The sequence below is a fragment of the Massilia sp. Root335 genome, assembly GCF_001425685.1.
Taxonomy (GTDB): domain Bacteria; phylum Pseudomonadota; class Gammaproteobacteria; order Burkholderiales; family Burkholderiaceae_D; genus Telluria; species Telluria luteola.
Genome location: NZ_LMCY01000016.1, coordinates 95196 through 115041, shown reverse-complemented (window position 1 = coordinate 115041; position 19846 = coordinate 95196). Strand labels below are relative to the sequence as shown.

Sequence of the window (19846 nt, the reverse complement as noted above, 5' to 3'; positions counted from 1 at the left end):
TTTCTCCTAGTGGCGGCAGTGTCCTGCCAAATGACCGTTTACACAATATTATTTACACCCTCCAGTTCTCGAAGTGCACTCAACCCTTGAAGCATCGGGCGAGTATTTCGATAGCTGCTCCGCCCTGCGCTTCAAACACCTCGATAGCGGCGACAGGCAATTCTGCAATCGCAATCCCTGTGGACGATGCGCTACTCGAAGTGGCCACAAAGCCTGTGCTGCGGCCTGACTGCCAGACGACCACGTAGAGCGGATCACCATGCCGCTCATAATCGATGCGAACCTTCCGCGCAAAAAGCCCTGCCGCACCATCCTTGCCGTAAATGGCATTTTCGATGGACTTGTGTCCGCGCGCGATACGCCAGGTTGTCCTAGTGTGCACCGCGCGGTAATTCACGGGCAAGGCGACTTGTTCTTCTTCTGATGGGGTGGGCGCACCGGTGACGAAAGCAGCAGGTCGCATACTTCCAGGTTGAGGGGCTGCAGAGACAGAGCGATTCTCGACGATAGCCAAACTGTCTCGACCAACGTTCGGCCGTCGTAACGACGCGAGCAGACCCTCGTATTCTGCCTCGTGCGTTCCACCATGGTTGCTCATGCCTTGCCTGGTCAGGTACCCCTTGGGTTTCGCGTAACTGTCGATCTGTCGGAGCGGCTTTTCGTGCCAGCCGATGTTGAATGCGCCCATCTTCGCAAAGAAGCACAGAGAGCTGTAGGGCAGATGGTCATGGATCCACCAAGCCATTGCGGTCCAGCTTCCACCCGACTCGATATAGTCCACCAGCGCGGGGACCACTATGCATGCAGTGGCGGCGTGCATGCCTTCGGCGTCCGGGTAATCCCAGATATGGCTGGCGTAGTTCTTTTCGTTGGTCGCGCAGTTCAGCTCTTTCTCGTTTCCAAAGCGATTCACAGTGGGCGAGCGATAGCCCGACCGTATGTGGATCCTGCCGAATCTGGCTTGAAGCGGCTCCAGCAATTCCTGGCACAGCTTCCTGCCGACGTCGAGCGCTATTTCGGGATGATCCGGAATGTTCTGCAACCCATGCCAGGCGGCGATTTCGCTGTGCAGGAATTCCCGCATGAAGAAATTGGGCGAAAGGCGTTCACGGCCAAAAGCGTCCAGCTGGGCATAGTTCGAGATCGCGGCCACTCTATCACTTTCGAAACAAGGGAGACTAATCTTAAGCCGAAAGTTTTCCTTTTGCCAACTAATATCAGAGAGTGGCGCTGGTTGTCTGCGCCGCTGCCGGGGCAGGACAGATAATCGCTTGTCCTGTTGCCCGGCGGTGAGCGCTGTCAGTGTGCTTTCGAATGGTCGAGAATCGCCCAGAGAGTCTCGGTATGTGCCTGCGCATTGGGAAGTCGCGGCTTTGCCCAGTCTGCACGTTCGCCAGGGGCGAGAAGAGAAGGGAAGTCCAGGACCGCGTCCGCAGCCACACCCGTCCTTTCGAGCGGGGCGGACAGAATCAGCACCCGCAGCGAAGCCGCGGCATCCTGGGTGGAAGCGCCTCCGGTCAGCGTGCGCTCCACAGTCTCGGGCGACACCTTCCAGAGCCGCTCTGCCGCAGCCATGCCCAGGGACTCCGACCCGAGAAGCCGCGTGAGCGCATCGACATGCTCCGCACCAAGAACGCGAATCGCGCCAATGCGCGCGGGCAGTCTCGACTCCTCTACGGGGCTGGAATCCGCAAGCATGCCAAGCAGGAGCCGGGGCGGAAGCGAGTGGGGAACCTGCCATAAGGCCTCGAGCTGTACCTCGTCGAGGCAGGCGGACACGTCTTCGTACGACACGTGCTCCAATACCCATGTACGTATGCGCGAACGGTAGAAAAGTACCTGTCTCATCCCGTCGGTCCGCCCCGAAAAGAGGAACTCCATGAGGAAGGGGAGCAGTTTCGGGGCTGCTGTGGAGCCGATCCTGTTCAGCTCCCGGAGGAGCAGGTTCTCTGCTGCATTGCGCCGCTCCCGGTCCGTCTCGCTCATGATGGCCTCGAGCCACTTGAAGTCCACGGGCCATCGGCCTCTGATGCCTTCGGCCAGAAGTATCGGCGCGAGAAATTCCGGCGGATACTCGGGAGGGCGCGTGAATTTCTGGACCAGCTGGCCGGCAACCGCCATCATGCGCTTCCACTTGTACGAGAGGGCCGGCCGATCAGGCAGGAGTGTCGGCCAGAACCAGGGGGTCATGCCGACCGCGAGGTCCGGAGCCCAGCCTGGAAAGTGCCAGGTCCAGCTTTCCGGCAGATGCATCGGAGGCCTGTCGCACCAGATGCTCCACGCCCAGCATATGGTGTTCCATTCCAGTGATTCGTCTTCGTTGTCGGCAGGGCGCGTCCATGGAGCAGGTGTCAGATCGGTCTCGGCAAGACGGGGCAGAACCATCCCGGCGAGGCACGCGAACGCCTCGGGCACCGTCCGCATGTCACTGAGCCGTTTGCCGATTTCCCAGAACAGTGCTTCCCCAGCGCCGATCCGGGCTAGCGCGTCCGCAGGCATTTCCTTGATGCGATCGAGTACTGGCAAGAGTTCGCCGATCGACATGCTGCCGAGCGCTGCATCGATCAGGACACGGCGATCCTTGTCATGGCAGTACATCGCCCAGTGGTCGACCGGCTGCTCACGGATGATCTGCATGAGCAGGTCGCGTGCGACCAGGTCGACCAGAAACTGAGGGGCCAGTACCAGCATGCCGTCACGGGTTTCAACCAGAAACCGCGCTTCGATGAGCGGAGCGATTCCCGTCTCCTGGATATATTCGGCGACGGCCATGGCGCGCTTTCGTCGCTCTGCCTGATTCGCGCCGTTGGCGATGGAAAGAAGGGTCGTCTCGTCGAGGGCGACGGATGCTGCAGGGGCGAAGGCTGCCCATTGCGCTGCGGTCAGCGGATCGTTCCAGCTCAGCTGGCGCGCCGCGAGCCTGGCATCCACCAGCTCCTTGAAGCGTCTGGACAGTGCCTTGTCGGCGCGGGTGACCTGTTCGAGTAGCCGCTGTCCCGCATTGAGGTCCGACACGCGTGGCAGCTCGGTTTCCCTGGATAGATGGCAAAGGCGGCAGACGGCAAGGAGATCGGCTGGTCCCCTGACAAACTGCCACCCTTCGGGAAAGCTGGAGAGCCAGTTCGCGACGCCCTTGGCCGTGAACAGCGTATCGTCGGTAGTGCGGCTGATGCGCTTTTCCACCCAGTCCAGCAGGCGAGCCTGCCAGTCGTCGTGAATGCGCCATTCGTATCTGGCAATCGAGTTGAAGAAGTCCTGCGGGTTCCTGAGCGCAGCCATGCGTCCGTCGATCTGCCCTGTCAGAACCTCCCAGCTGGGTAGCCACGTCGACGGTGCGTCAGTATCGCCCTCCGGCGCACTGAAGGGCGCCACGATCAGCAGGTTGAGATCGCGATGCGCCTCCGCCAGGGCGATCAGGTCGGCATTGTCGCAGGGCTGTTCTACGAGAAGGATCAGATTGCCTGCCTGGCGAAGGCGTTCTCCGGCGTCACGGAGTCGTCTTTCCACCATGTGCTCGTGGCGTGTCCGCGCACGGAGTGCTGCCCAGAAGAAGCTGAGGCCGGTGCCGGGCAGGAACTCGAGCCAGGAGATCTCATTGTCGGGGCCGCGCCATGCATGGCGCGGAGGCGCCACGTCAAGCCAGAACGCCAATCTGTCTCCCTCCTTTCCGGCAGCCGCCGACACGGGGAAGCCGATCTCGCATGAGGTTTCGCGCGCCAGCGTGATCGGGGCCAGTTCCGGGAAGGTCGTGAACTGGAAGGCGTCCCCTGCAGGGGCATCGTGCAGACCCAGGTCGACTAGCGGCGCCTCCAGCAGGGTCGCGAGAGCGCTAGCGTGCGAAGGGCGTCTTGTCCACCACACCTTGTCTCCACGATCGATGTCGCCCAGCTTTACCGCCAGCGCACGAGGTGCAGGCCAATCCAGATCGGTGAACTCGCTCACCAAGCGCTTTGCCAGCTCGTCGAAGGATCGAAATTTTCCGCTCGAGCGAGCGGTACTGATTGGTTTGAACATTGGGCCTCCATTTTCTCGGAAGCATACTTTTCTCGAACAACAATTGCAATGTCGAATGCAACGCTGCGCAGCATTGCAGGAGTCGTTGCGCATCGGGCGCAAGGTAACTAATCTTCCTCTGTGGCAAATATTTTTTTACAGGAGGTCATCCAAATGAAGATTCGTTTTATCGGTCCGCTCGGAAAAGTCACTGGTTCGTGCACCTGGATGCACGATGAGGCAAACGACTGGAATTTTCTCGTCGATTGCGGGATGCAGCAGGGGGAACGTACGGCTGCGGAGTGGAACGCCTGCGACTGGCCCTTCGACCCGGCAGAGATCAAGTTCGTGATCCTCACGCACGCACACATTGACCACAGTGGTCTGCTTCCCATGCTGTACAGGAAGGGATTCCGAGGTCTGGTGTATTGCTCGAGGGAGACTGCCGAGATCGCGAAGATCCTCTTGCGGGATGCGGCCGAGCTGTCGGACATCGGTTTCACCGCAAAGGACGTGAACGCAATCCGCTGGCATGAACCGCGCCGGAGTCCATTTTTCGGCCAGTTTCATTCGGTCGACAGGAATCTCTTTGTGCGCTTCTTCCGTTCGGGGCATGTCATCGGTGCGCTCTCCGTCGCAGTTCACTGGGGCGCACCAGGTCCGGGGCAGCGCAGCATCGCCTTTTCAGGCGATCTCGGGCCCAACGTGGAGGATGAGGAAAGCCTGCCGTTCCTCCGGCACAGAATGTACGCCGGTTCGAATGACTTCGCGGTCATCGAGTCAACTTACGGCGAGATGGTACGGACTGCGGAGCAGAACGATCCTGCGCATCGCAGGGCTCAGCTGCGCAGTCTCCTCGATCGGACGATTTCACGTGCCGGCAGTCTCATCATCCCGGCGTTCGCCCTCGGACGTGTTCAGGACGTCCTTTTCGATCTGCACTGGATCGTGGCCGAGAATCCGGAGCGATACGAGGGCGTCGGGTTCCACATTGATGCACCAAGTGCACGAAAGATGAACGCGGCCGTGCTCGAGGCTCTCCGGAGAACCGAGAACAACGGCAAGAACGGAAAGGTACGCCCCCTCTGGCTGGGTAAGCAGATGTTCCGCTGGTTCGGCCTGGACGACAAGGATCCGACGCATGTGCGCACGGTTCTCGATATCTGCCACATGACACTGGGGGCCGAGGCTGGAGATGACGTGCAGCTCCCCGCTTGCGGAAATGCCGTCGCGCGCGCCTGGCGGCCGTTGTTCCGCGCCATGACCAATCGTCGCCAGCATGTGCCGGAAGAGGACTCCCGTGCATCGGTGTATGTGGTCAGTTCAGGCACTTGCGATGGTGGGCCTGCGGCCTGGTGGCTGCCGAAATTGATCCCGTCCACCAGCAACACCGTTGCGCTCGCGGGCTTTTGTTCGGCCGGCACGGTCGGCGGACAGCTGCTTTCACTCGCGAAGGCCGGTCTGGAGGAGCGCCGGCGGCTGACGGGCAGTCTCGACTGGCCGGGTGGGATGACGATGCCGCTGGCGGAGATTGGCGCCGACGTCGTTGCGCTCACGGGCTACTCGGCTCACGCGGATCAGACTGGTTTGCTCGACTGGATCCTGAATCATCACAAGGACGAGTTGAGGCTGGTGGGCAAGGCAGTCTTCATTCAGCACGGTGGGGACATGCAGCGGGAGGCCCTTGCGGAGGCGATGAAGGCGAGGGCGGAGATGGAGGGCACGCTTGTTCAAGCGATGATGCCCGCAGATCCGGATTTGTGGTTCGACCTTGACAAGGACGCTTCCGAGATTTCGGATGAGGCGTGTCTTCGCGAGATGGAGGATGAGATTGCGCGCCTGAGCCGAGAGATTGCTCGGCGCCGCGGAATACCGGGAGGCAAGGGAAGCTCGATGCCAGGGCGAGGGCAGCAACGGGGAAGATGAGCGACGGCCGGCGTCGCAGGGCGCTGGTCGGACTTTTTTGATGCTTGAGAACATATTGATGAAGTTTCAAAACCGTATCAAAAACACACATCAGAAACTAAATTTGCTGAACAGACATTTTGGTTATTGCATAAATGTAACTGTCGAACGATAATCATCTGATAATGAACGGAAACCTCCATTTAGTCGATGGAGGGATCGGTATCAGCCCAATTTTCGAGCTACCATGGACGTGCAGTCCAGCGGTACAGAAGGCAGGTGGCAATCACGTGGTCAAGTCAGGCGAATCGTGTGGTGCATTTCCCGAATTCCGGGAAGAGGGAGACGCGTGGCGACCGTTGCCAGCGTGGGCGCAGTTCTTCTTGTGTACCGGGTATCAGCTTCAGTCTACACTGGACAGTACTCGTCGCATCATCCTGCTGACCACGCCCTGTGAATCCGCTGGGGCTGCGCTCCTCACGCTTGGTGCCATGCGTTTCCGGCTGTCGCAGGAGGGGGCCGACGATCTGGCAGCCCATTTTTTCCGAATCAAGGCACTGGCAGGTACCCGACATGCGGATCGTCCTCTCTGCGACATTCGGAGCCACGGGCGACGAGCCGGTCCGTTCCTCGTCAGCGATGTCGAGCCTGATATCGGCGTCTGGGTGCGGCACACCGGCATGGAAAGCGACCGTCGGCTGATCACACCGGCAACTGCCATGAACTGGCGCTTTCACGACGAACCGCCCTTGCAGCTGCATGGCGGCCGAGTTCCCTATCGTGAGCTTTACGACGGGCTTTTCCCTGACGCAGGCGCTATCTGTGCAGGAAATCTTTCTCGCTCGGATTCTGCCATTTGCCTCATGACGCGACTGAGAGGCGAGGCAGCCACGCGTGCGGCAGCTGCCGAGATCCGGCTTTCTGTGGGTGGTTTGGAGGCCGGACTGGACGAACTGCTGACGGTCAGACACTGGGCCGCCGAGCGAATTTCGCGCGTCGTACTCTTCAACACGCGGAAGGGTGAATTTGATCGTCATACTCGGTCCCCGCAGCTGGTTGTTGCTGATGGCGATGAGGCCTTCCTGCGGGCGCTCGACAAGCCAGAAATGAAGCTGGCTGATGTGATTGGGGTTGTGCCTCGCACACTGGAGCGCGATCGCCTCGAGGCGCTGGGTCATCGACTGGCTCATCTCGAGCAGTGGTACCGGCGAGACGATCCGCTGTCTGACGGTATCGGAGAGCTCCCAGTAGGCGTCGCAGCCGCGCTGCTTGCACGGAGGGAAAACTGATGGTATCGGCTTCCCGAATCTTCGACAGTCTGGCCCTCAATGGAACGGTGCACGCCGAACGGCATGACGTGTTCAGTGGATGGTTCAGCAGTCTTCGCAGCAGCCTGCGCAGGATGGCCCATATCTGGCATGAAGCTGACGATCCGGACGCCCTCGAGACTGTGGGTTACATTCAGCGCATGCTTTCGGAATGGCTGACAGTCCCTATCGCATTCGATGAGGTTCTGACCGACAAACTCGAGCCATTGGGGACGCCGGCATTTCTGGAGCGTCGCTGGGGCGCGGACATGGGAAACCTGTGTCAGGCGGCCCTTGATGCGGCAGCGCAGTTGCGCGGCATGGCGAGCCCGCTGGCGGTACTGGTGGGTGAGAAGATCTGTCAGCTGCAGGCGAATCAGGTCGATTTCCGTGTGTTCTGTCATCGGTCCGCCGTCCCGGCCTTCAATCAGCTGATCGCTGCGGCAGGTGGTACTGCGCTTCCGCCCGAGGCATTTCTGCATTCGTGCCGTGATTACCGCGAGTGCGTGCCGTTCGAGACGCTTGTCAAGGTCGGCCCGCTGCGTGCCCGTGGCTGGGGCGCCGTACCCGATGCACTGATTACCGCTCCCCGGTTCACCCGGTTGTTGCAGTTTGTCTGGTCCGGGTGCTTCGATGAGCCGGAGTTCGGCTACGACCCGGTCAGTTCCTCTGCTGCATCCGGGGCACCGCTGCCGCAAACCGAGGCAATGCCGTCGTCGCCCATGGGCTCGGCTCTGCTCTGGTCGCGACAAGTCCACCAGGCCGATGACGCTGATGACACGACGTTCGCGACGCCGCCGCCTGACGACGATGAGTTCCGGATGTTTCGCGATTTCCGGGAAACTACTGCCCGGGAAAGCCGTCAGGCTGTCCTGGTTCAGGTTAATGACGAACATGGCATCCTGTACCCGCCGCTGGCCCGGGTGTTGTGCTTCGACCCGAGCCAGCATGACGTGCACTGTCTCGGGTACCGTGTCGTCGGCGATTCTCTGACCGAAACCTGTTTTGTCATCCGGCCATCGTTGCAGACCGAAGGAGCCGGGACGCTGCAGGCGCAACATGGCAGGTTCAGTCAGATATGGAAATCATGTCTGCGCAGGCGCCTCGAGGAAAATGCGGAAGCGTTGATTCACGACCTGGATGCGGCCGGTCTTGACCTGACGTGGTTGAGTCCCGCTCTTCATCACTGGGCAAAGCCACCGACAACCGTAATCCATGCGCCACAGCAGAAACGGCATTTCGAGATTCTGATGCGCGTACTGAAGGCCGATTTTACATCGGTCGCGCCGGCGCGTTTCCGGGACAAGCCATTGTGGCAGTTCGCCTGGCAGGAAGTCTGCCACAGCCGGGGGGAGGCAATTCATGCCGGTTTTGTGAATCACGCACAGGAGGACGAGAGCCTGCGCGAAGTACTCGTGTCCATGGTTGCCGAAATCCGCGATCTGGCTGCCGCAGGCTCCAGTTTCACGTTGGCGCTGCCGGGTGGTCGTGCGGTAGCCGGCACTGCATTCTTCGATCGCGTAGTGGTCATTGAGGACGGCTTCCGCGCCTCCGATCAGAACATGCGGGTCGCCCATCCTCTGAACGAGATTGAAAAATGGCGCGTCTGATTCCCGCATTTACCGACGAGCGTACGCCGCCGGGCGAGAAGGACGTCTTCCGCATGCTTGCCAGTGGACCGGATGACTGGGTCGCAATTCATTCGCTCGACCTCGCGCCCTGGAACCGCGGACACCGGACCGAAATCGATTTCGTCGTGATCGTGCCCGATACCGGCATCCTCTGCATCGAAGTGAAGTCGCACAGGACGATTCTGTTCGAGGGCGACCAGTGGATCCCGCATGACATCCGCCGCTCGCCGTTCAAACAGGCAGCGGATGGGCGCTACAGCTTTTACCGAAACCTCATCGGTCTATCGTCAGGCTATCACCGACTGCCGGTAGTCCATTGCTGCATCTTCCCAAATGCACCGTTCCCACTTCGCCCGAACCTGGCCGTGCAGCCGTGGGAGCTGATCGACGGGCTGCAGTTCCGTTCCTTCAGGACGGCGCAGGAGTTCTGCGCGCGTCTGGTCAGCTGCATGCGCAGCAGTATTGAAGCCGACGCCAGCCTGACACCCCTCGCTGCGCCGGTGCGCCCGGCAGATGTCGCCAGAATCGTCGAGTTCTGCGCGCCGGTGCACAAACGCCGTCCCGGTGCACGAGAAGACATCATGCAGAGGGAGAAGGAAGCGGAGCATGTGCTGCGCGAGCAGCAGCGACCAGTGCTGCGTCTCGCGGAGCTGAACCCTCGCATCGTCGTGGATGGCGCGGCCGGTACCGGGAAGACGCTGATCGCGATGGAACTCGCCGCAAGTCTGGTCCGGGACGGCAGACGTGTAGCCCTTGTATGTTTCAACCAGCTCGTCGGGGAATGGGTGAGACAGCGGGCTACCGACATGTCTGCCGCACTGCCGAACCTTGTCGCCGGCCGCGCGATTCGTTTGATGGCAGACATGGCCGGCATCGCCGTGCCGGAGCAGCCATCGGCATCGTTCTGGGACGAGGATTTGCCGGCACAAATCGAGGAGCGGTTGACCGATCCGGATTTTACCGCCACGGCGTCATTCGACTACCTGATTGTCGATGAGGCGCAGGATCTCCTGGCACGGCCACGCATCTGGCACTGCCTGACACAGTTCCTCGCCGGCGGGTTCCGCGACGGAAACTTTGCCCTGTTCGGCGACTTCAGTCACCAGGTACTTGGTGACAAATCGGCACTGGATGAACACCTCGCTGCGCTATTACGGGATGCCCGCCCCGCGCGCTGGCGCCTGGCGGAAAACTGCCGTAACTACCAGGTTATCGGAAACACCGCTGTCCGCCTCAGCGGCTTTGCTGCCCGGACCTACAGCGGCTACATGCGCGGCGGCGGGACGCTTTCCTGTTACGACATCGAGTTCTACCGCAGCCCGGACGAACAGGCGGCTTACGTGAGGAGCTGGTTTGCGGAGTTCCGGGCGAAAGGTTATCGGCCTGGCGAGATCGCGATTCTTTCGTTCTGCGCAGAACCCGACAGCATTGCCGCGCGACTGACAGCAGAAGGTCTGCCACTGCAGGCGGCGTGGAAGCAGGGCGACGGCACTGCTCACTCGACCATTCATGCATTCAAGGGACTGGAGCGCAAGGTCATTCTGTTGACAGATCTGGCGCCGCGACAGTCCGAATTTCACCGGCATCTGTTTTACACCGGCATGACGCGTGCCGTCGAAGAGGTTCGCATTCTCTGCCATGAGGGTGCAAAAGAGGTATTGGTCAAATGGCTCAAGGAAGGGGATGACGAATGAAGGAACGCTCGGAGCTGATCGGATGGGTGCGCAGTGAGGTCGTAGGGCCGTCGACGCCGCTGTCGACGCCACGGATCGTCGAATTCAATCAGCAGAAGGAATTTCATGATCCCGAACCGAACCGGCGCGGGCCGCTGGCCTGGCGTCCTGTACCTGAGGCGGTGCCTGAGGAAGTGCTGTATTACGACCGCGAGAATCCTTACCGGCGTTATGGGGCGGGCCTGCTGCACCCGGCCGGGAGTTTTCAACGCGATGCCCGTAGCCAGGGAACGGCTGCGGCACTCGCCACCGACACCCTCGGTACGGATGGTGACGGGCTGGACGAGGAAGGTCCTCCCTCCGACCTGCAAGGGAATGAAGCGCCCGAGGACGCAACGTTCGATGCGACGGCCACGCCGGACGCTGCGTCGGACGATTTCGAGGTGACCAGTCCTGACGTCCGCTTTCCCTCCACGCTGGGCGTGACCTTCTGTGCCCGGCTCGAGGGCGGTGGACAGATCGTGATCCGGCTGCCGCGTGAGCGTCGCTTCGTCTGGCAGGCCGATGATGCCGCGCCGTTCGCGCTGAACGGCAGATACGAGAAGGCGGCGCGGTGCTGGAGCGACGACAAGGGGCCGCGTACCGCTCCGGTATGGCGACGGTTGCCGGCACTGCCTGCAGATACGCGGATCCTGATCCCCCGGCAGGAGCTGGTCAATGGCAAGAAGGTATCCCGGGACCTGCCGGCAGTGCCCGGATCCCCGCTGGCGCTGCGGATCGAAGCCTTTCCGCGCAAGGTCCGCCACACCGCCGACAGGTGGTTGATCACCGTCGTATTGCGGAACGTGACCCCTGCGAGTCATGCCGGATCGAAGGAGGCGGTGCTCTACCAGAGCTACTTCGACGTCAGCGTCACCGGTGGCGCGCTTGAACGGTATCCGGAAAGCGAGCGGCCGTTCGAGAAGCTGGATGAGGAAGAACAGTCCCTGGCCCTGCTGTACCGTGAATCGGCCACCTGGGCGATCGGACACGGATGCGCTGCAGGCTGGGATGCCGCGCCTGGTGCTGCACCTGCCGAGATCTACGCGGATGTGATGCCTGCGGTCGAGCTCCCCAGCATGACGGCCGACGTGGTCGACAGGAAGGGGAATCCGATCGAGATGCCCATGAAGATGCTGGCAGCGCTGCAGGACGACGGCAAGGGCCAGGCCTGGACGGCGCTGACCACGCTTGCGGCGGAGTACGAGGCCTGGATTGCCGAGCGAAGCGCCGAAGCCACCGGTCTTCCAGAGAATCTGCAGGATGTCGCCCTGCGGAACCTGGACGCATGCCGCCGGTGTCTGGATCGCATGCAAGCGGGTATCGCGCTGCTCAAGGCAGAGCCGTCGGCGAGAAGAGCGTTCAGGCTGGCCAACCTTGCCATGCTCCTGCAGCAGATCGGCACGAAACAGCTTGACCGACGGCCGCTCGGTTGGAACGCCGGAGCCCGCATGGTGGTGCCGGCGGCAGGGACTGCCAATCCATGGAGTGTGTACAGCAGCGATGGCGTTCGTCCCGGACTCGGCACATGGCGAGCCTTCCAGATCGCCTTTCTGCTGATGTCGCTTTCGGGGGCAAGCGATGCGGAATCGTCCGACCGGGAGATCGTCGACCTGATCTGGTTCCCGACAGGTGGCGGCAAGACCGAGGCCTACCTTGGCGTGATGGCCTACTACATGTTCCATGAACGTCTGCAGATGGGCGAACAACCGGGGCTCAGGCGAGACGGCACCAATGTCCTCATGAGGTACACGCTGAGGATGCTCACCACGCAGCAGTTCCAGCGCGCGGCAGCGCTGATCTGCGCGATGGAGTACCTGCGCCGCCATCCCGACCGGCACGATAACGGAAAACTGGCCGGTGAGCGTTTCTCACTCGGTCTCTGGATCGGCGCCGATGGGGCGCCGAACAAAATCAAGGACGCTCAACAAAAGATGAAGGCCTTCGCCGGTGGCGAGGGCAAGGGTAATCCGCTGGTACTGACCGAATGCCCTTGGTGCAGATGCGGGATCGGCCGATACGACGGCGATCAGCCACCGGGAATGAGGCAGAAGGATTGGCACGCACGACGCGTGCGCGGTATCACGGACATCCGTGACGAAGGTCCGCTGCTTCATTGCTCCGACGGCCAGTGCGCGTTCGGCGGGGAGCATCCGGATACCTGGCTGCCGGTGGAGGTGATCGACGAACGCATCTATCGACGTCCACCCAGTCTCGTGATCGCGACTGCCGACAAGTTTGCCATGATTGCCTATCGTCCGCAGGCAGGTGCGCTGTTCGGCAGACAGCATGGCGAAGGAGACCCGGTGCAAGTCCGTATGCCGCCTGGCCTGATCATTCAGGATGAACTGCATCTGATCTCCGGACCGCTCGGCACCATGTGTGCGCTCTATGAAGGTATTTTCGAGGCGCTGTGTACTGTCGAGTACGAGGGAGTGCGAGTCAGCCCGAAGCTGATCGCCTCGACGGCCACCATCCGGGGCGCCGATGGCCAGGTGAAAACCCTGTATGACCGGGACCAGACCAGTCTGTTCCCCGCACCCGGCCTGACCATGGGGGATTCCTTTTTCGGGCAGTATGCCCGCGACGAGAACAGGAAGTTGCGGCCGGGGCGTCTGTACCTCGGAATCCATGCATCGGACTACGGCTCGATCCTGACCGCACAGGTTCGGACATTCTCGTCCGTGCTGTTCCGTCCGTTCTTCTTTGCGGCTGAGCGTCGTGATCCCTGGTGGACGCTGCTGGCGTTCTACAACAGTATTCGCGAGCTCAGTGGTGCGCGCACGCTGTTCGATTCGGATATTCGGTCGCGCCTGAAATTCATGTTCAACCGCGAGGGTGTCGATCCGCAGGCCCGCCGGAATCTTCGAGTCGTCGAGGAGCTGACGAGCCGGCTGTCGCAGTCGGAGATCGTCGGGATGATGGACAGGCTCTCGGTCGCCTGCACACCCGAAGGCAGCGACGTCATGGATGCCTGTCTGGCGTCCAACATCATCGAGGTCGGTGTCGACATCGACCGGCTCTCGCTGATGGGCGTGATTGGGCAGCCGAAGACCACAGCTCAATATATCCAGGTGACCGGTCGCGTGGGGCGCCGCTGGTGGGAGCGTCCAGGTCTGATTCTCACCTTGTACAGCCCGTCGAAGAGCCGGGACCGATCGCATTTCGAACAGTTCCACAGCTACCACCGGCGGCTGTACGAGCGTGTCGAGCCGACCTCCGCTACACCTTTTGCGATCTCTGCCATTCAGCGTGGCCTCGCTGGCGCCATGCTGACGTGGGTACGCCAGCGGAAAAAGGCGGATGTGCATGATTTTGCAGCACACGAGGCGGCACTCGAAGAAGCACTCGAGATTCTCTCCGACCGATCATATGCGGTACAGCAATCCGAGAGCGACGCTGAGCGATCGGCGAAGGAGCTCGTGCGCGTTTACGAGAGCTTGCGTGACAAGTGGAAAAGCAACCCACAGGAATGGGAGAACTTTCCCCCAAAAAAGGATGGGGAATACCTCATGCTCTGGCCTGGGCAGTTTGCAACTGATCTCCAGAAGCGCAGGGGCGAAGTCATCCCAAGCAGCATGCGCCAGGTCGATGGCAGCGCCGAACTGAATATCACCCCGGCCTATTCAACCCGGCCGGATGCAGGAGGTTGAGAATGGCTGACAAACCAATTCGCGTCGGGCAACTGATTGCGCCTTTCGGACCCGGTAGTCTGTACACCGACCGTCGCGGCATTCCGCATGTAGTCTGTGGTCTCGATTACTGGTACATGAAACATGAACCTGCACGCGGCCTGGTCCCGTGTTCGGATGTTGCAGAGTTCGAGATATTGGAATCCCGTCTGTCCGAACTGCTGCATGTCGACCGGTTCCGTGCACCGCCGGATTATCGTCGTGTGCGCAAGGGTGACGATCCGCCGCCGAACGCGGCGTTGACCATACCCGCGTTGCGCTTTCCGACCTGGTATCGGCATACGAGCACGGGTGAGATGCGCCGTTTCAACCCGGATAGCGCCAGGCTCCCACCGGCTGCCGGCGGGCGCTGGCAGCCCGTCCGGTTCATTTCTGTCTGCGCAGGTGGTCATCTCAATGAATTTCCTTGGCAGGAATGGATCGGCTGTACCTGTTCCGGACAGGGCGGTCTGCGCATCATCGACCGCGGCGGTGCCGATCTGGCGAGCATCCAAGTCCTGTGCAAGACCTGTCCGCCGGGTTCCGATGGCGCGCGGGGCAAGTCGCTGTCGGGGACCACGTCGCCACCGGACAAGCAAGGTGATGCGGACGGCGCAGGCCGTGGAAAAGGACGGAGCGCATTCGAAAAGGCGGGAATCGCCTGTCCCGGCGAGCGTCCATGGCTAGGGCCAGGCGCCGAGGAATGCAATTGCCCGCATCCGCTGGTCGGTGCCCTGATCAACCAGACCAATCTTTATTTCCCGCGCACGATGGCGGCCATCCTGCTGCCGGAAATGAACATCGATGACGAGGCAGCCCGTGCACGAGCAGAGCTCGCGAAAGAGCCGGCTTATTGTGTCCCGAAGCGAATGGAATGGAAGCTTGTCAGTGAAAGCGAACACTCCCGGATCGCCGAGGATGTACAACGGTACCTCGCCCGGCGAGGAAATGAGTTCGACGCCACGGCAGTGGAGGAGGCGCTGAGGAGTCTGTTCGAGCCGCGTTTCAATGCCGATGATGGTGCTGCTGTGCCCGCGGCGCCGGAATCGGAACTGCAGACGTTCCGGCGCCAGGAATTCAATGTCATCCGCCAGAAAATCGATGACCCGGACCGGATGCCCGATCTACGCGTGATCCCCTCTGAAGTACCGGACGACCTTTACGGAATCGTGACACGTGTGAATCTGGTGGAACGCCTGTGCGAGACACGGGCATTCTTCGGCTTCAGCCGGCTGGAACCACAGACTGTACCCCCGTCCGAGATGCCGGATGCAGCGATCCGACAGCTGTTCCGGTACCCGCCGGTTGACATTGCGGATCGCTGGTTACCCGCCGTTGCCGTGTTCGGTGAAGGAATCTATCTGGAGCTCAGCGAGGACCGCCTGCGCGAGTGGCAACAAAAGAACCATTCATGGCTCGCTGACAGGCTGAGCGACGACTTCATCCTCCGCCTGTCCGAGTTGCCCCAGGCCATGGCCCCGGAAGGTGTGGGAAGCCGGGAATGGGCGTCGCGCTTCCTGCTGGTGCACAGCCTGGCTCATGTGCTCATCAACCAGCTGGTCTTCGAGTGTGGGTATAGTACGGCGTCGCTGCGGGAGCGGCTCTACATCTCCGCGGATCCCGCTGCCCCCATGGCCGGAATCCTCATCTATACGTCAGCCGGCGATTCCGAGGGCACCATGGGTGGTCTCGTGCGGCTTGGGCAGCCGGAACGCTTCGGTGCAATCGTCCGCCGCGCGATCAGCCGGGCGTCGTGGTGTTCTGCAGATCCGGTCTGCTCGGAAAATCTTGGGGGGCAGGGCTCCCGTCAGGTCAACCTGGCGGCATGCCACTCTTGCGTGCTGCTGCCGGAAACGTCGTGCGAGACGATCAATCAGGGGCTTGATCGGGCGATGCTGGTTGGTACGCCGGAAGACCGGTCACCTGGATATCTGTCGGAACTGGTCGAGACGTACATGGTGGACTGAGCCAGAATGAGCTGAGCACCACAAACTGGGGCGCCTTGGATGGGCAGAGCAACAGATCTTCCTAGGGGGCGGAACAGGTTCAGCTCGATGTTCGATTAAAGCTAAAAATCACGTATCCGGCGGTCAGCGGTTATTGATATCGTTGTAATATTTCTGTTGTGCATTGTTCAAGGGAGACGTCATGGGCTGGTGGGACAACATCAAGGACGCAGCGGAGCGGACCGCCAATTTCGTAACGGGCGGGATGAATGACCGCAAGAAGAGCGAACGCATCACGCGCTCGGCAAAGGCGCAGGAGGAAGAAGCGGAACAACGCCTGAAGGACGCACAGCAGGCAACAGCCGAGAGCCTTGCCGAGTTGGGGCGGTTGCGCGTCAGGGTTTTCGAAACGACGGTCACGGAATTCGTTTCCCTGTACGAGATGATGAGCACCATCCAGGTAAGCGATCTGAGGGACACCAGCCAGACGTTCAATGTCGATCCTGACCTCCCCGAGGTGAAGGAGCTCAAGGCGACCTCCGAGCATGTCCAGCAGATGCTTCTTGGAGGCGGTGCTGGAGCCCTCGGCGGTGCATCGCTCGCGTTGGGAGCGTGGGGACTTGCAGGAGCCATTGGTACCGCGTCCACCGGCACCGCCATCGGTACCCTGTCCGGTGTCGCGGCAACGAATGCCACGCTGGCCTGGCTCGGAGGTGGAGCAGCGTCTGCGGGCGGCATGGGGGTGGCCGGCGGGATGGCCGTGCTCGGCGGGGTAGCTTTGATTCCGACAGCAATGGTCGCGATGTACTTCGGGCAGAACAACGCGAAACAGAAGCTGAACGATGCACGGAATTACAGGGACGAGGTCGACGCAAAGGAAGCACAGATCAACACCTACGTAGGCCAGCTGGAGCAGATCCTGAAGGGTTCCGATCTGATGAAGGAAACGATTGCCGGGCTCGAGTCGGTTGTCAAGATGCAGAATTCGCGGATGCGCTCGAAACTGATCGATGTCGCATTCGCCGGTCATTCATTGCATGAGCACTTGTCCACCCCGCTGCTCGCGGCCGACGGAAAAATTGATGAGATGACGGTCGCGCGTATCGAGCGTGACACTCTCGTGTTGATCGAAGAAGGAAGCCTGGCATGATGATGGACTATCTCAGCGCAGGAGCGCGGCTGCGGAGCACTGCAAGCGCCATGATGGAAGCGGCTCGACACCAGATGAGCGACGCGCGTAGCAGCTGCGAGACCACGAGGAATGGGACGCGAAAGTCGCTTTCCGTACTGGATGAGCAACGGCGGCTGGTTTCTGCGGAACTCGCGACGGTATCTCCTCTGTATCGGCTTGCAGGACTCGACAATCCTGGTCCGGTTGCCGGAGCCGAGACAGAACGTTTGCCGGCCATCCTCCTCGACGAAGGAGGACTTCCATCGGTTCCATCGGCGCCGCTGTGGCTCGCCATTGGAGCATTGGCGGGTGGTGCCATCGGTGCCGTTGCTGTCTTCGCAGCTGAAATCTCAGCCTCTTACGGCTGGATTGCCGCTGTTCCGGGAGGCGCGTTGGCAGCTGGCATGCTTGCCGGCATGATTCACGGAAGGAGAGCCGTTTATGTGGCGCGCGAACACGAGGCGCTGGGGCGGCAGTGGCATAAGGAAGCAGCATCCTTTGTCCAGAAGACCGATCGCGTACGCAGGTTTGCTGCAATGTCGACGCGACTGAACGCAAGCCTGGCGACAAGAATGCACGCGCGCGAGGCCGAACTCGAGGAAGTCGCTCGCGATACCGTCAATGCCGCGATCCTTTTGAAGGATGTACTCAATACGGCCTTGCTCAATGAGGAGGGCGCTTTCCTGGATGAGGTGATCGAACAGCTTCACGGACAGAAAGAGCGGATTGCCGGTTTTGCCGATCGAATCGCTGCTGCAGCCTGAGTGCCTGGAATGGAGCGAGTGATGATTGATCAGACGGGCGACGAGCAGAAGCAGCACGCAGAATTTTCGGCCGAAGTGAATTTCGCCGCAACGACGGCCGTTAAGCGTTACGCCGAAGCTACTGCGGAACACTGCAGATCGATTGCGGAGCTCGAGAAGATTGCGCGTTATCAGGTGAATCCCGAGTACCGCGAGAAGAATTTGCACCAGCAGGCCGGGAAAGCGGCCGAGGTGAAGCACGTCGCGCGGACCAATGCCGAAAACGCCATTGCGCGCGACCCTTCCAGAATCGCCCGCACCGACAACGTTGGTTACCCCAATCACCAGGAATTTGATTTTGTCGAGGTGGACCCTGCGAACGGTCCTGTATCGGTGGACGGCACACAACTGACGTCTGGAGGCCAGATGAAGGTTCACAAGGACATCGAGAAATACCGCGATCATTTCAAGGGCAACTTCGACAAGTACCGGCGTGCCGAACTGGTGGTTCCAGGTGACCAGTTCGACCTCGTCATGAAGGACTGGGCAGCCGAGCAGAACAGCCTGGTCGAACAGCGCGACAAACTCCGCAGTCTTGGTCAGGATGAGCTGGCGCGGCAGAAGCAGGAAGCGATCGACAGGATCGAGGATGCACGTTCCCGCCTGAAGCGGTCCGACGTCTCGTCGGTTGACGCGATGGAGGCGCGGACATCACCGACCTTCAGCGCGGTCAAGGATGTGCTCGACGTATCCCATCGTGCCGGAATCGAGGCGGCAAAATCCAGTGCGGCCATCGGTGGAGGGATGAGTGCAGTGCGTAATCTGGTGGCCGTTGTCAGATCAGGCAAGCCTCTCGACGAAGCTGCCCTGGATGTGTGCAAGGATGTTGGCGTATCTGCCGCAGGCGCCTACGTCAGCGCCGCTGCAAGCACCACGATCGGTGGTGCCCTGCAGGCCGCGAACAGTCAAGTCATGCAGAATCTGGGCCGGTCCAACGCGCCTGCAATGGCCGTGCAGGTCGCTGCGACGATGGGGAAGAGCATCATCGAACTGGCAAGTGGCAGGATGAGCAGCGAGGACTTCGTTCGGAACGTGACGAAGGATGGCAGCATGCTGGCAGTCTCGATGACCGGCTCCAATCTCGGCGCGATCGTCGGGACGGCGGTTCTGCCTGGGGTCGGCACGCTCGTTGGTGGACTGGTTGGCGGCATGGTGGCGTCCATGCTTGGAGGACAGCTGCATGCCGAGCTGATGCGGTCCGTGGCGAACCTTGATGCGTCGAGCGCATTGCGCCAGCGAACGCAGGCTCTATGCCTGAGGTTGAAAGCCCAGCACGAGGCCTACAAGGTCGAGATGCACGCCGCGTTCGACGTTTTCTTCAGAGAGAAGAGCCTGGCGCTCAAGCAAGGTTTCGACCTGATCTCGGCGGCGTCGGCTGAGGGCGCAAGCATTCATGATGGATTGTCCAGGATCGCAGTGGCCATGAACAAGGACCTGGCCTTTGGGACTCGGGAGGCATTTTCCTCTCAACTTCGTTCCGGCAGGGCTCTCGAGTTCTGACATGAAGAACGATTGACGTACAGAACCAGATATCCTCCGTCTTCATTTTGTGTCGTCTGTGCCAACGTGACCGCTGTCGGGAGGCGCTCCGGGATGCACTGGAACTGGTTCCAACGGCTTCTTGGAATCGGTAGCCGTGCACGTTACTCCCAGCGTGCCCAGGCTCGGCCTTCCAGCCAGGTTCTCAGCCTTCGTATATTCCGGGGT

11 protein-coding genes are annotated in these 19846 nt (G+C 61.0%); 9 read left to right on the top strand and 2 right to left on the bottom strand.

Going from position 1 to position 19846, the window contains the following annotated elements; genetic code table 11:
• Positions 1-79: 79 nt before the first annotated feature.
• Together ASC93_RS31675 and ASC93_RS10970 are read right to left on the bottom strand one after the other, a co-directional pair.
• Positions 80-1153, bottom strand: a complete 1074-nt coding sequence (locus tag ASC93_RS31675) for a hypothetical protein (RefSeq protein ID WP_200958306.1) — start codon at positions 1151-1153, stop codon at positions 80-82.
• 146 nt (positions 1154-1299) lie between these two features.
• Positions 1300-4014, bottom strand: coding sequence for a hypothetical protein (locus tag ASC93_RS10970; protein WP_056441141.1), 2715 nt, complete (start codon positions 4012-4014; stop codon positions 1300-1302).
• A 153-nt stretch (positions 4015-4167) separates the two neighbouring features.
• On the opposite strand from ASC93_RS10970, the gene ASC93_RS10965 reads away from it, so the two are divergent.
• From ASC93_RS10965 to ASC93_RS10925, 9 genes are all read left to right on the top strand, one after another.
• Positions 4168-5919 carry an MBL fold metallo-hydrolase gene (locus ASC93_RS10965; RefSeq protein WP_056441138.1) on the top strand — a complete coding sequence of 584 codons (1752 nt, stop codon included), beginning with the start codon at positions 4168-4170 and terminating at the stop codon, positions 5917-5919.
• A 269-nt stretch (positions 5920-6188) separates the two neighbouring features.
• Positions 6189-7187 carry a hypothetical protein gene (locus ASC93_RS30650; RefSeq protein ID WP_157201861.1) on the top strand — a complete coding sequence of 333 codons (999 nt, stop codon included), beginning with the start codon at positions 6189-6191 and terminating at the stop codon, positions 7185-7187.
• Positions 7187-8815: a hypothetical protein gene (locus ASC93_RS10955; RefSeq protein WP_056441133.1), complete on the top strand. Its 1629-nt coding sequence runs from the start codon at positions 7187-7189 to the stop codon at positions 8813-8815. Before ASC93_RS30650 ends, ASC93_RS10955 begins: the two co-directional genes overlap by 1 nt.
• Positions 8803-10530: a nuclease-related domain-containing DEAD/DEAH box helicase gene (locus tag ASC93_RS10950; RefSeq protein ID WP_056441131.1), complete on the top strand. Its 1728-nt coding sequence runs from the start codon at positions 8803-8805 to the stop codon at positions 10528-10530. Before ASC93_RS10955 ends, ASC93_RS10950 begins: the two co-directional genes overlap by 13 nt.
• Positions 10527-14201 carry a helicase-related protein gene (locus ASC93_RS10945; protein WP_056441128.1) on the top strand — a complete coding sequence of 1225 codons (3675 nt, stop codon included), beginning with the start codon at positions 10527-10529 and terminating at the stop codon, positions 14199-14201. The genes ASC93_RS10950 and ASC93_RS10945 overlap by 4 nt, the downstream gene beginning before the upstream one ends.
• A 2-nt stretch (positions 14202-14203) precedes the next feature.
• Positions 14204-16186, top strand: coding sequence for a DUF1998 domain-containing protein (gene drmB, locus ASC93_RS29670; protein ID WP_082547939.1), 1983 nt, complete (start codon positions 14204-14206; stop codon positions 16184-16186).
• Positions 16187-16367: 181 nt separating this feature from the next.
• Positions 16368-17315, top strand: a complete 948-nt coding sequence (locus tag ASC93_RS10935; RefSeq protein WP_157201860.1) for a hypothetical protein — start codon at positions 16368-16370, stop codon at positions 17313-17315.
• Positions 17312-18100 carry a hypothetical protein gene (locus ASC93_RS10930; RefSeq protein WP_056441120.1) on the top strand — a complete coding sequence of 263 codons (789 nt, stop codon included), beginning with the start codon at positions 17312-17314 and terminating at the stop codon, positions 18098-18100. Before ASC93_RS10935 ends, ASC93_RS10930 begins: the two co-directional genes overlap by 4 nt.
• 21 nt (positions 18101-18121) lie before the next feature.
• Positions 18122-19639: a hypothetical protein gene (locus tag ASC93_RS10925; protein ID WP_157201859.1), complete on the top strand. Its 1518-nt coding sequence runs from the start codon at positions 18122-18124 to the stop codon at positions 19637-19639.
• Positions 19640-19846: the final 207 nt, after the last annotated feature.

Bases quoted from the DNA above. Each gene is read 5' to 3' on its own strand.
- ASC93_RS10970 (WP_056441141.1), bottom strand. From the start codon at position 4,014: ATGTTCAAACCAATCAGTACCGCTCGCTCGAGCGGAAAATTTCGATCC.
- ASC93_RS10965 (WP_056441138.1), top strand. From the start codon at position 4,168: ATGAAGATTCGTTTTATCGGTCCGCTCGGAAAAGTCACTGGTTCGTGC.
- ASC93_RS10955 (WP_056441133.1), top strand. From the start codon at position 7,187: ATGGTATCGGCTTCCCGAATCTTCGACAGTCTGGCCCTCAATGGAACG.
- ASC93_RS10950 (WP_056441131.1), top strand. From the start codon at position 8,803: ATGGCGCGTCTGATTCCCGCATTTACCGACGAGCGTACGCCGCCGGGC.
- ASC93_RS10945 (WP_056441128.1), top strand. From the start codon at position 10,527: ATGAAGGAACGCTCGGAGCTGATCGGATGGGTGCGCAGTGAGGTCGTA.
- drmB (WP_082547939.1), top strand. From the start codon at position 14,204: ATGGCTGACAAACCAATTCGCGTCGGGCAACTGATTGCGCCTTTCGGA.
- ASC93_RS10935 (WP_157201860.1), top strand. From the start codon at position 16,368: ATGGGCTGGTGGGACAACATCAAGGACGCAGCGGAGCGGACCGCCAAT.
- ASC93_RS10930 (WP_056441120.1), top strand. From the start codon at position 17,312: ATGATGATGGACTATCTCAGCGCAGGAGCGCGGCTGCGGAGCACTGCA.
- ASC93_RS10925 (WP_157201859.1), top strand. From the start codon at position 18,122: ATGATTGATCAGACGGGCGACGAGCAGAAGCAGCACGCAGAATTTTCG.